General features: G+C 74.5%; 10 protein-coding genes. 1 reads left to right on the forward strand and 9 read right to left on the reverse strand.

The genetic code is table 11. The features are described 5' to 3' along the window. Window positions 1-34: 34 nt before the first annotated feature. Window positions 35-1,129, reverse strand: coding sequence for a DUF5919 domain-containing protein (locus FBZ33_RS12610; protein WP_141909183.1), 1,095 nt, complete (start codon window positions 1,127-1,129; stop codon window positions 35-37). A gap of 175 nt (window positions 1,130-1,304) precedes the next feature. After that, complete coding sequence (locus FBZ33_RS12615) at window positions 1,305-2,111, reverse strand: SDR family oxidoreductase (RefSeq protein WP_141909184.1); 807 nt, start codon at window positions 2,109-2,111, stop codon at window positions 1,305-1,307. A 72-nt stretch (window positions 2,112-2,183) separates the two neighbouring features. On the opposite strand from FBZ33_RS12615, the gene FBZ33_RS12620 reads away from it, so the two are divergent. Beyond that, window positions 2,184-2,786: an MBL fold metallo-hydrolase gene (locus FBZ33_RS12620; RefSeq protein WP_141909185.1), complete on the forward strand. Its 603-nt coding sequence runs from the start codon at window positions 2,184-2,186 to the stop codon at window positions 2,784-2,786. Between the two features lie 60 nt (window positions 2,787-2,846). On the opposite strand, the gene FBZ33_RS12625 is transcribed toward FBZ33_RS12620, so the two are convergent. The 7 genes from FBZ33_RS12625 to FBZ33_RS12655 form a co-directional block, all read right to left on the reverse strand. Further along, a complete protein-coding gene (locus FBZ33_RS12625) occupies window positions 2,847-4,268 on the reverse strand; it encodes a DUF6297 family protein (protein WP_141909186.1) in 1,422 nt (473 codons plus the stop codon). Further along, window positions 4,265-4,888 (reverse strand): ABC transporter ATP-binding protein, encoded by a 624-nt coding sequence (locus tag FBZ33_RS12630; RefSeq protein WP_099852915.1) that lies wholly within the window; start codon window positions 4,886-4,888, stop codon window positions 4,265-4,267. Before FBZ33_RS12630 ends, FBZ33_RS12625 begins: the two co-directional genes overlap by 4 nt. Window positions 4,889-4,928: 40 nt before the next feature. After that, window positions 4,929-7,250, reverse strand: a complete 2,322-nt coding sequence (locus tag FBZ33_RS12635) for a tetratricopeptide repeat protein (RefSeq protein WP_141909187.1) — start codon at window positions 7,248-7,250, stop codon at window positions 4,929-4,931. A gap of 59 nt (window positions 7,251-7,309) precedes the next feature. Next, complete coding sequence (locus tag FBZ33_RS12640) at window positions 7,310-9,076, reverse strand: ABC transporter permease subunit (RefSeq protein WP_141909188.1); 1,767 nt, start codon at window positions 9,074-9,076, stop codon at window positions 7,310-7,312. Beyond that, window positions 9,073-10,350 (reverse strand): extracellular solute-binding protein, encoded by a 1,278-nt coding sequence (locus FBZ33_RS12645; RefSeq protein WP_141909189.1) that lies wholly within the window; start codon window positions 10,348-10,350, stop codon window positions 9,073-9,075. Before FBZ33_RS12645 ends, FBZ33_RS12640 begins: the two co-directional genes overlap by 4 nt. After that, a complete protein-coding gene (locus FBZ33_RS12650; RefSeq protein ID WP_185755283.1) occupies window positions 10,347-10,979 on the reverse strand; it encodes an ATP-binding cassette domain-containing protein in 633 nt (210 codons plus the stop codon). Before FBZ33_RS12650 ends, FBZ33_RS12645 begins: the two co-directional genes overlap by 4 nt. Window positions 10,980-11,072: 93 nt before the next feature. Next, a complete protein-coding gene (locus FBZ33_RS12655) occupies window positions 11,073-12,050 on the reverse strand; it encodes a YafY family protein (RefSeq protein ID WP_141909191.1) in 978 nt (325 codons plus the stop codon). Window positions 12,051-12,070 lie beyond the last annotated feature (20 nt).

Genomic DNA, 12,070 nt, shown 5'->3' on the forward strand with positions numbered 1-12,070 from the left:
GTTTCGCGCGCCGAGCCGACCGGTCGGGTCGGGGTCACCGTCCGTGCGTGTCGCCGGCCGCCGAGCGGGGAGCCGGGGTACGGGAGTGGCCCGGTGGCGGCACCAACCGGTAGATCGCCCGGTCCCCGTCGTCGTGCCCGTACTTCTGGTCGAAGTGCCGTTTCACTGCGTCGGCCGGCGTGTGGTCGCCGTCGGCGGGCTCGGCCAGCGCGAACACCGCGGGGGACGCCCCGGGCGCGCGGGGCGGCAGCATGGCTCGCACGGTCAGCGGCCCGGTCACCCGGAATGCGCGGCAGTCGACGTAGTGCTGCCCGTCCACCGTCACGTACGGCACACGCACCTCGACCACGTCCGAGTCGTCGTGGCGCAGCGTGACCACGACCGACCAGTACCGCTCCAGGTTCAGGGTGGCCTGCTCGTGCTCCCACAACTCCTCGAAGCGGGCGTGCACGAACCCGCCCCACGGGCTGTCCATGTCCACCTCCAGCTGAGGCACGTTGAACGACAGCTTCCCGATCGGGAAGAACGAGATCAACGCCCGCCCGTCCCACTGGTAGAGCTGGATCGATGGGGACGCGTCGTAGAGCCGGACCTGCAGGCGCTGCCGTAGCCGGGAGTCGAGGGCGTCGCTGAAGGCGGCCAGGTGGCGCAGGTTGGTGCGGATCTGTCGGGGCACGTCCACCCGCTGCCGTTCCAACTCCTCGGAGCGCTGCTGGGCGGCGGTGCAGTCCGGGTCGAGCAGGAGCAACTGCACCTGGGCGCCGTTGCCGAGCGCCGCTCGTATCGCGGTCAGGGTCTCCTCGCGGTGCCGCTGCTCCAGCAGGATCGTCCAGGTGTCGAGGATGCGCACCCGGCGTCCGGAGCGGTTCAGCCGGCTCACGAACGCCTGCTGGTCGAAGCTCAGGTGCTCCTGAACCCGAGCCTTGCGGGCCTCCTCGAACAGCGGGTCGAAGATGACGTACGAGATGGCCGCGAGCACCACGCTGGCACCGAGGTTGAGCAGCAGGTCGCTGAGGAAGCCGGTGCTGCGCCAGGCGCCCACCAGCATGACGACGGCGACTCCGAGCAGTGCCCCACCGACGACGAAGGAGCGTCGTTGCCGCCCGCCCCGACCAGCCCACTCGGGCATCCGGGTCCCCCTCCCTCGTCGGTCGGCCCACCGCCGCCCGCAAATCACCAGGATGCGGAGGATACGTGCCCGGTTTGCTGCTCGCTGTCCCGTTCGGGGCCGGCGGGTTCGTCGACCGGATCGTCGCCACCGCTCCGAGGGTGACGGTAACGGCAGCCGCGACTACGCAGGGTGCTCAGACCGAACGCCAGTCGTCGCTGGTCAACGAGTTGGCCTGGGGGCCCATCAGCAGCATCCCGCCGTCGACCGGCCAGGACGCCCCGGTGACGTAGCTGGCGGCGGGGGAGGCGAGCAACGCGACCACTGCGGCGACCTCGCGAGCGTCGCCCGGTCGCCCCACCGGCACGCCGGGCCGGTCCTGGGTGTACGGGTCGACGTCCTCCATGCCGGTCATCGGTGTGGCGATCTCACCCGGGGCGACCGCGTTGACGGTGATCCCCTCGGCGGCCAGCTCCTGTGCCATCACCCGGGTCAGCAGACCCAACCCGCCCTTGGCGGCGCAGTACGCGGCGGAGCCCACCCGGGGCGCGTGCTCGTGCACGCTGGTGATGTTGATGATCCGCCCGCCGGTGCCGGCGGCCCGCATCCGTCGCGCGGCCCGTTGTGCGCACAGGAACGGCGCGTCCAGGTCGACGGCGAGCACCTCGCGCCACTGCTCCCAAGCGGTGTCGACGAACGGCGTCGAGGCGCCGGTGCCGGCGTTGTTGACGAGCACCCCGATGCCGTCCAGTCGGTCGGCCAGCTCGTCCACGACCGCCGCCGCCTCCGGTAGCCGGGTCAGGTCCACCTCGGCGAACTCGCAGCGACGACCGGTGGCGCGGACCTCGGTCGCGGTCCGTTCGGCGCCGTCGGGGTCGCCGTACCAGGTGATGCCGATGTCGAAGCCGGCCTCGGCCAGCGCGACCGCGCAGGCCTTGCCGATGCCGGAGTCCGCACCGGTGACCACGGCGATCCTCGGGTAGTTCTCGTATCGCTGGGGCATGTGGTTCGCACTACCCCGAGCGGGCCGACCCAATCGCCACGTCCCTGGCCGCCGAGGGCGTACCGTCGCCGGATGCGGATCACCCGATTCACGCACGCCTGTGTCCGGGTCGAGCACGACGGCGGGGTGCTGGTCATCGACCCCGGGACGTGGAGCGAGCCGCGCGCCCTGGTCGGCGCGGACGCCGTCCTGGTCACCCACGAGCACACCGACCACGTGGACGTCCTGCGGCTCGCCGGCCTCGGCGTCCCGGTGTACGCCCCCGAGGGCGCCCGACTGCCGGATCTCGCGCCGCTGCCGGTGACCCGGGTCCGCGCCGGGCAACGCTTCACGGCGGCCGGCATCGAGGTCAGTGCCCACGGCGGCCGGCACGCCGCCATCCACGAGGGTCAACCGGACTGCCCCAACCTCGGCTACCTGGTCGGTGCCGGGCTCTATCACCCCGGCGACTCACTGCACGTGCCGGACGAGCCGGTGCACACACTGCTCGTCCCGGCCCAGGGGTCGTGGCTGCGCCTCGACGAGGCGATCCGATTCGCCGCCGCCGTGGGCGCTGCGGCGGCGTACCCGATCCACGACGCGCAGCTCAACGAGCGCGGCCTGGCCAGCGTCGCCGGCTGGTTCACCGAGACGATCCCCGGCTACCGCCACCTTGTGCCCGGCGACACCGCCTGACTCCTGTCGTTCGGGAGGGCGAGGGTCACGCCGAGCGTCTCAGCGTGGGTCGGCCCGGCCTCAGCCCAGGAACAGTTGGACGAGGACCAGCACGGCGAGCAGCGCCGGCCCGCGTGAACCCTGTCGCATCAGGTCGACCGGGATCATCCCGAACGGGGTGTTGACCGTCGCGCCGCCGTAGTTGATCGGCGGGCGGGTGCCGGCCCGGAACGCGGCGAGCACCACCCCGACCGCCAGAGTCGGCGCGAGCCAGGCCGGCCCCGGGTCGACCGTCGGCAGGGTCAGCAACCACCACAGACCGGCGCCGATCGCTGGCACCACCACGTGGATCCCCCGCAGCAGGGTGTCGCTGCCACCGAGCGCCCGGCGGAGCCCGGGTGAGCGGCTGACCGACCGCAGACCACCCGTCAGCCGGTCGACGGCGAGGTAGGCGAACACCACCTGCGCGGCCCCGGCCAGCCCGGGCAGGGCGAGCGCGGCAGCATACTGCACCCCGATCAGGGCGGCCCAGATCAGCACGGCGCTCGGGTGGCGGCGCAACCGGCGTACGTCGGCCTGAAGCAGCGCCCACCAGCCGGGGCCGGGCAGGAAGCGGCTGCTGCGAACCCGGCCGATCCGACGCCAACGCCGGCTCTCCACCAGGCCGGCGAGCAGGCTCGGGTCCAGCAGGATCATGGCCGTGGAGGCGGCGTTGGCGAACTGGGCGCCGGTGGTCAGCGTGGCCCGGTCGACCCGGGGCAACGCGCGTACCGCGAGGATCGTGCCCACGCCCACGAGGGGCAATGCGGCGGCGAACAGCGCGACCGTCGGCATCGTCGCCGGCCGGGGCAGGCCGTCGCCGAAACGACCGACGAGCACCACCAGGACGGTGATGGCCGCAGCGGCCACCATCGGCACCGCACCGACCACTGTCGGCCACCGCCGACCCGCCCGGCTGCTCTGGGCGACGACGCTGAGCGCCAGCGCGGCCGCACCCCACCCCGCCCCGGCCCCGGCCGCCCAACCCAGCGCCGCCAGGTCGGTGACACCGCCGAGCGCCGCCACGGCCACCCCGAGCGCCGCGGTGCCGGCCGCGGCACCCACCAGCAGCAGGACGAAGCGCGGCGCCAGCCAGGCCCGCCGATCCACCGGCGCACTGGTCGCCCAGCTCTGCGTGGCCGGGGTGACCAGCAGCGGCCCGAGAGCGCGCAGACCACGCCAGGCGAGCCCGGCGCCGGCCAGCAGCGCGGCGACCGCCAACCACCACCGCACGCCCGGCTCGGCCCGCCCCATCGTGGGCGAGTCCAGCAGGTCGCGGCTTGCGCTGATCGCGAACCAGCCGTACATGGCCCCGAACAGGACCATGACGTACGCGTCACCCAGCACGTCGCCGAGGGAGTGGTCGTGGTGTCGGCTGCGCGCCTTGCGCAGGTGTGTCCGCAGCTGCCGGGCGGTGGGCACCTCGGCCGGCGTGTCGGCGATCGTGGCCGGCGGGGCGGTCACCGGCCGATCTCGATGCGCTCGTCGACCACCGCGTCGATCAACTCCGGGTCGTGTGAGGCCAGCAGCACGGCCGTCCCGGCTTCGCGTTCCCGCAGCAGCCGCTCGGCGAGCCACTGCCGCCCGCGCACGTCCAACCGCTGCTCAGGCTCGTCCAGGATCAGCACCCGGCGCGGTCGAACGAAACACGAGGCCAACGCCAACCGGCGGCGCTGACCGCTGGACAGGGTCACCGGCAGCTGGTCGCGGGCCGGCTCCAGACCCAGCTCGGCGAGGACCTCCTCGACCGGCTCGGCGTCACCCCCGTGGGCGTACGCCACCAGCTCCAGGTGCTCGACCACGGACAGGTCGGGGAAGAAGTCGATGTCGTCCAGGGCTGCCGCCACCAGCGCCCGCACCTGCGGGTCGGTCTCGTCGGCCCGGCGGCCCTGCACCCGCACCTCGCCCGCGTCCGGTCGGTCCGCGCCGACGACACAACGCAGCAGGGTGGTCTTGCCGCTGCCGTTGGGGCCCAGCACCACCGCGATCCGGCCCGCCGCGAGCGTGAAGCTCACATCGTCGAGCACGACCAGGTTGCCGAAGTTGCGACTGAGTCCCCGTACCGAGAGCGCGTCCACGATCACAGAGTCTCCCAGAGCCGTGCCACCGACCAACCTGAGCGACCTACGTCACGCGGTCCGTGGCGTCGGCCTCGAGTCGGGCGTCGGCCGCGGCCAGCCCCTGATCGTCGGAGACCTCCTCGGCGACCGCCGCCGCGTCGGCCCAGTGCCGCCGCGCGTCGGCATGGTCGCCCAGCGCGGCGGCAGCGTCACCCAGGTAGAGCAGGGTGCGCGCCAGCCCCGCCGTGGGCCGTGCCTCCTCGCGCAGCCGCCGGCTCTCGGCCAGCAGCTCGTACGCCGTGTGCGCCTGGCCCGGCGTGCTGCTCAGCAGCGTCGCCCCGGCGTTGAGCAGCGCCGTCGCCCGGCTGGTCGGGTCGTTGACCGACTCGTACTCGTGCAGCGCGGCCCGCCACGCCTGCGCGGCGTCCAGGTGCTCGCCGAGCGCCGCGTGCACCAGCACCAGGTTGGTCAGCGCCGCCGCGTATCCGCGCGCGTCACCCACCGACCGGAACGTGTTGGCCGCCCGGACCAGGTGGTGGTGCGCGATGTCCAGCTCACCGCGGGCCAGCTGCGCCGCGCCCAGACCCAGGTCGGTGAGGGCGTGCCCGGCGCGGTCGGCCCCCGAGCGGTGCCGACGCGACATCTCCAGGTGCTCCACCGCGTCGTCGAGCTGCCCCAGGTCCAGCAGCGCCAGGCCCAGGTTCATCCGCGCCTGGGCGGTGCCCCGGCGCCCACGCTCGTTGACCGCGAGGGTCAGCGCGGCCGCCGCGCCGTGCGGGTCGTGGCGGCGACGGCGCAGCACACCCAGCTCGTTGTGCGCCCACCCGGCGATCTCCGGTCGGTCGTCGGCCGTCGGGGTGGCCAGCACGGTGCGGCAGACCTGCTCCCACTCGTCGAGCCGCTCCGCGTACGCCAGCCAGCCGCAGAGCGCCACGGCCAGCCGGAACCACCAGCGGCGCACCCGGCGGGGCAGTGTCTCGGCCGCGCCGGCCGGCACCCGTACCACCGCCAGCAGCAGCTCCTGGTGCAGGTCGAACCAGCCGTACGGGTCGTCGTCCAGCGGCAACGACCACTCCCGGTCCGGTGGGGTGCCGAGCACCGCCAGGTTGGCCGCGTGCCGTTCCGCTCTGCGGGCCAGGTGTCGTGTCAGTCGGGCCTGCGCGGCGACCCGGGCCCGGGCCGGATCCGCGTCGCGCAGGTGCAGCCGGGCGCTGGCGGCCAGCAGCGGGCGGACCTCGTACCGGTCGCCGGGCGCGCCGACCACGAACGCCGCGGCGGCCAACTGGTCGAGCAGCGCGGTCACCCGCTCGGGGTGCCGCCCGGCCAGCGCGGCGATGGTCGGCCGGTCCACCGGGGCGGGGGTCAGCGACATCACCCTGTACAACCGTCGGGCCCCGCGGGTCAACGCCCGGTACGCGGTGTCCCGTTCGGTGATCAGACGTGCGGCCGGCGAGACGGCGAGCCGCTGGTGTGGCGGTGTCTGCACGGCACGACGGAGCGCGTCCAGCAGGTCGGAGTGCCGCCAGCCGTGCTGCGCGGTGCGGTAACCGAGCGCCCGGACGGTGCGCGGCTGACGGCCGCACAGGTCGACGATCTGGCGGACCTCCGGGTCGGTGCGGGGGTCGGCACGGCGGACCCGGGCGGCGGGGGCGGCCCCACCGGCGGCGGCAAACAGTTCGACCGCCTCGGAGGTGCCCGGCTCGGCGATCCAGTGTGCGACCACACCCTTGAGCCCCACCAGCGCCGGACCGCCGGCGAGCAGCAGCCGGCAGGTGCGCGCGGTGGGCGGCAGCAGTGGCCACACCTGCTCGGGCCGGTCGACGTTGTCGAGCACCAGCAGGATCCTGCGGCCGTCGAGCTGGCCGCGCAGGGCGTCGGCGGCGGCGACGAGCGCGTCCGGCCGACCGGAGACCGGCGGGGCGGTGCCCAGGATCCGGGCCAGCGCGGTGAGCACCTGCCGGGCCGAGTGAGCTCGACCTCGCCGCCGCAGGTCGAGGTAGTACTGCCCGTCGGGGAAGTCGTCCCGGCACAGGTTCGCGGCCTGCACGGCGCACGCGGAGGTGCCCACCGCGCGTCGGCCGAGGACGGCCACCGCGTGCTCGCGGGCGAGCAGCCCGAGCACCGCCTCGACATGGTCCTCGCGACCGGTGAACTCGGCCGTGTAGGGCAGGGTGGGCGCGCCGGTGGACGGCGCGGTGAGCACATCCGTCGGTTCGGGGTCGACCTCCCGGTCGGCCCGGCGGCGACGCACCTCGTAGACCAGGAAGCCGACGACGCCCCCGACGGCGAGGGCGATGCTCGTCGGCCCGAGCACGCTGGCCGCCAGCTCGGAGAGCAGGTCGCTGGCGAGGTTGCTGACCACGTTGGCGAGGACACCGCTGACCACCCCGCCGATCGCGATCAGCGCCGGCCAACGGGAGCTGCGACGGCCACCGCCCGGCCGGGTCAGCGGACACCTCCAGAGACGAGCCCAGCGACCAGGTGCCGCCGTGACAGCACCACCAGCACTACCGGCAGCACCGAGGCGAGCACCGAACTGGCCGCCAGCGCGCCGCTGTTGCTCACGAAGCTGCGGGTCTGCTCGGCCAGGAACGGGCCGAGCGGCGACGCCCCCGGCCCGCTGAACAGCCGACCCACCACCAGGTCGTTCCAGACCTGGACGAACTCCAGCACGGAGACCGCCACCACCGCCGACAGGTTGTGCCGGGCCAACCGGCGCAGGGTGTGCCACCACCGACGCCCGCCCAGCCGGGCGTCGCGCACCTGCTCGACCGGCAGGTCCGCGAACGCGTTGCGCAGCACCAGCACCGCGAACGGCACACCCAGCGCGATGTGCACCAGGGCCAGGCCCTGGGCCGTGCCGGAGGAGAGCACCAGGCCCAGCACCTCGTTGACCGGCCCGGCGATGACCTGGATCGGCACGACGCTGGCCGCCAGCAGCACCAGCCCGGTGGCCTGCGCGGCCGGCCCGGTCAACCAGGCCAACGGGTACGCGGCCAACAGCGCGACCACCAGCACCGTTGCGGTCACCGCGGAGGCCAGGAGCAGCGTGAAGCCCAGCGTGTGCCACAGCTCGGTGCCGGTGACCAGGTCGCGGTAGGACTCGCCGTTCGGCGGCGCCGACCACCAGCCCCGCGCGGCGGCGTCCACCCTGCCGTGTGCCGACGTGGCGACCAGCACCCCCAGCGGCACCAGCCAGGCGATCGCCGCGCCCGCCGCGAGTAGCCGGAACACCCGCCGGGGCGGGGCGACGGGGCCCGGCTCCGGGGCCGCCTCGGCGCGCGGCGGGGGCCAGGCCTGTCGGACGAAGAGCGCGGCCACCATGATCCCGCCGACGACAGCCACCAGCCACACCACTCCGAGCGCCGCACCGTCGCCGGTCGTGGTGCCGCCCGACGTCTGCCAGATCCGCAGCGCGAGCACGGAGGCCTCGTCGCGGACCGAGCCGGGGGTCATCACCAGGATCAGGTCGAACGTGCGGCTGGTGCCGACCGCCACCAACGCGAACACCACAGCGGTCGTGCGCAGCAGCAGTGGCCGCCACTGCGCGTCCCACAGGACATGCCGACGCCCCCCGCCGTAGGCGCGGACCGCGTCGGCGAGACTCGACGGCACCGCGTCCAGCGCGGACCGGAAGACCAGCACGGCCAACCCCACCCAGGCCCAGACGAACGCCGACATCAGCGCCACGGTGACCAGCCCCGGCCCGAGCAGCTGCGGCGCGTCGTCGTACGAGCGGCCGGTCAGCCGGGCCGCGACCAGGGTGGCCAGCCCTCGGCGTGGGTCCGGGTCGTACATCAGCCGGAAGGTGACCCCGGTGACGACCAGCGGCAACGCCACCGGCACCAGGAGGATCAACCGGACCAGCCCGCCCTCCTGGGAGCGGCGGGAGGCGGCGGCGAGCAGATAGCCCAGTGCCGTCACGACCGCCGGCACCAGCAGTGCCCAGAGGACCGTCCGGCCGACCACCGCGCCGGTGCCCGGGGCTGCGAGCGCGGTGCGGAAGTGTTCCGCGCCGACCCAGCGACCATCGGTGGTGACGCTGGCGTGCATGGTGCGCAGCACCGGCCAGAGCACGAGCCCACCGAGCAGCACCGCGGCCGGCAGCAGCAGTGCGGAGGTCGCCCCCGCCGCCGGATAGGCCCGGCCGCGCCGGGGCGGCCCGACGTCGTCGAGCACCACCAGCTCGCCGAGCACCCGCACCCGGCTCATCGGCCGCCACCCGCGCTGCGGGCCGCCAGAGCGAGCTGACCGGTGGCGCGGCGGATCGCCTCGTCGGCGCCGACGCCGTCGGTGACGTCGGCGAAGAAGCCCTGCATGATCCGCCAGATGCCGACGCCGTCCGAGCCGGTGAACGCGCCGCGCAGCTGGTCGGAGAGGTCGAAACGCAGCGTGCCGGGCGCCTGCATCTCCCGGGCCAACTGCTGACCGACCGGGTCGGTGTAGTTGCTGATCGGGACGTTGGTGTTGGGCGAGAGATAGCCGCCGGCGCGCAGCCACGGCCCGAACGAGCCGGCCCTGGTGAGCCACTCGACCAGCTCGACCCCGCCCTGGGCGCCGGTGAACGCCACAGCGGCGTCCCCGCCGACGATCAGTGGGCCGCCGCCCGGCCGGGCGCCCGGGAACGGGAACGTGGTCGGTGCCTCCGGGCCCCGCTGGAACGGGCCGACGACGTCGGCGGTGAAGTCGGCTCCGAAGAGCATCACCGCACGCCGGGTGTGCACCACCTGGATCACCGACTCCTCGTACTGGGTGAGCAGGGCCCGACGCCCGCCGCCGAGGAACGCGCCGTCGACGCTCCACAGCTCGGCGAGCCGACCCAGGGCGTCGCGCACCGGCCTGGCCTGCCAGTCGGCGTCCGGCCGGGCGAGGATGTTGTAGCTCTCGGGTGCCACGTCGGCCAGCACGTTCTCGAACCAGTCGGTCAGCACCCACCCGTCCGCCGCGCCGATGGCCAGGGGCGCCGGGCCGCCGTCGCGCCGGGCGGCCGCGCCGAGCCGGCGGGTGAGCGCGACCAGCTCGTCCCAGTTGGCCGGCTGCTCGGACAGCACGGACGGCAGGTGCCAGACGAGTGACTTGTGCGCCGCCTTCACCCAGACGCCGTAGCGCCGGCCCTCGGCGGTCAGCAGCTCGCCCAGCGCGTCGGGCACGGCGTACTCGGTGGACGGGCGCACCGGGCTCAGCCAGCCGCGCTGGGCGTACTCGGTGACCAGGCCGGGGCGCGGCAGGATCGCCACGTCCGGGCTGGTGCCGGCGAGGTGCCGGGCCCGCAGGAACGCGTCGATGTCGTTGCCGGCGCTGACCACCTGCACGTCGCCGGGGTAGTCGGCGACGACCTCGCGGAACCGGTCCAGCTCGCTGGTGCTCCAGACGACCGCGACCTGCACCGACCGGGTCCCGCCGGAGCAGCCTGCGGCCAGAGCCGCGGCACCCGCGGCGGCGGCCCGCAGCAGCGTACGACGACCCAGTCGGACGGTCGGCGTCATGGGGTTGCCTCGCTCGGCTCGGTGACCAGCTCGTGGCGCACCGGGATCTCGGCGAGGGTGGCCGGGTCGGCGGTGCAGACCAGCACCGCCACCCCGGGGGAGGCCGGTGGGGAGAGTCGAGGCATCAGGTCACCGAGGGCGCTGTCGCCCGCAGACCCGGCCGGCAGGTCGATGACGAGCACCTCGGGCAGGCAGGCAGCCGCCCGGGCGAGCGCGACCCGGAACCGCTGGGCGGCGTTGATCTGGTGCGGCAGCAGGGTGAGTGAGAACGCCAGCTCGAGACGGTCGACCACGGTGGCCGTCCAGTCGTCGGCCACCTCGTGCACCCGTTCGCGTTTGCGCTGGCCGTACTCGATGTTGCGGCGCACGGTGAGCTGGGGGAGCAGCGCGCCACCGGCGGGCACGTAGCCGATCTGCCGGCGCGGCGGCGGCAGGGTGGTGACGTCCCGGTCGCCGACCATGATGCGACCGGTCACCGGGGCGGCGAGCCCGGCCAGCACCCGGGCGACCGCCGTGCCGAATCGGGGCGGCGCGACCAGGGCGGCGAGGGTGCCGGCGGGGACGTCGAGGGTCACCGGCCCGGTGCCGGGGACGGCGACCAGTGCACGTAGCCGTAACGTGGCCCTCACCTCCGGTGACCGCTGGGCGAACGTCCCCAGGGTGGCACATCGTGCCGACAATCGATGTCCTCACCACCTCCACTGTGGAGATGGCGGAGCTTCTCAGCCGGGCCGGTAGAGCGCGGCGAGCCCGGCCGCCGTGGCGGCCAGACGCTCGCGGAGCGCCACCGGGGTCAGCACCTCGACGTCGGCGCCCAGGCGCAGCAGGTCACCGTGGGCATGGGTGAGCGACTCGATCGGCAGCACCGCGGTCACCCAGCCACGCGCGTCCGGCGGCCCGGCGCTGGCGTCCACCGCGGTCACCACCGGATCGCTGCCGATCTCCCGCAAGCGCTGGCGACCGGCGGGGGAGAGCCGGACGGTTGCCTCGTCGCGGTGCAGCTGGGCGCGGAACCGCACCACGTGCGCCCGCCACCAGGCCGGCAGGTCGAAGTCGGCGGGTCGGTCGAACTCCTGCGCCAGGGGGGTCAGCGCGAGGATCTGGTTGACCCGGTACGTCGCCGGCGAACCCCGGCCGGGCTGGTCGGCCACCACATACCACCGGCCACCCTTGAGCACCAGGCCGTACGGCTCCAGCACCCGGGTCACCTCACCGTTCCAGCCGCGGTAGCGCACCTCGACGCGGTGCTGCCGCCAGACCGCCTCGGCCGTGCGGGCCAGCTCGGGGGAGGCGTCGCCGTCGGCGTACCAGCCGGGGGTGTCCAGGTGGAAGCGTTGCTGGAGCCGGGCGGCCCGGTCGCGCAGCGGCGCGGGGAGGGCGGCGTGCAGCTTGAGTTGCAGCGCGGCGACCACGTCGCCGTAGCCCAGCTCGTCGGCGGGGCCGGGTAGCCCGGCCAGGAAGAGCCGGTCGGCCTCGTCGGCGGTCAGCCCGGTCAGGCGGGTCCGCCAGCCGTCGACCAGTTGGTAGCCGCCGGCGTGCCCGGCCTCTCCGTAGAGCGGGATGCCGGCGGCGTGCAGCGACTCCACGTCGCGGTAGATGGTGCGGGGGGACACGGCCAACCGGTCGGCGAGCTGCGCGGCGGTCAACCGACCGTGTGACTGCAGCAGCAGCAGGACGGAAAGGAGTCGACTGGCCCGCACTTCACTGACACTAGCTGTCA

It is taken from the genome of Micromonospora sp. A202 (genome assembly GCF_006715105.1).
Lineage (GTDB): Bacteria > Actinomycetota > Actinomycetes > Mycobacteriales > Micromonosporaceae > Micromonospora > Micromonospora zamorensis.

Excerpts from the sequence above, each read along its gene's own strand:
- FBZ33_RS12610 (WP_141909183.1), bottom strand. The coding sequence starts at position 1,129 with ATGCCCGAGTGGGCTGGTCGGGGCGGGCGGCAACGACGCTCCTTCGTC.
- FBZ33_RS12615 (WP_141909184.1), bottom strand. The coding sequence starts at position 2,111 with ATGCCCCAGCGATACGAGAACTACCCGAGGATCGCCGTGGTCACCGGT.
- FBZ33_RS12620 (WP_141909185.1), top strand. The coding sequence starts at position 2,184 with ATGCGGATCACCCGATTCACGCACGCCTGTGTCCGGGTCGAGCACGAC.
- FBZ33_RS12640 (WP_141909188.1), bottom strand. The coding sequence starts at position 9,076 with ATGAGCCGGGTGCGGGTGCTCGGCGAGCTGGTGGTGCTCGACGACGTC.
- FBZ33_RS12645 (WP_141909189.1), bottom strand. The coding sequence starts at position 10,350 with ATGACGCCGACCGTCCGACTGGGTCGTCGTACGCTGCTGCGGGCCGCC.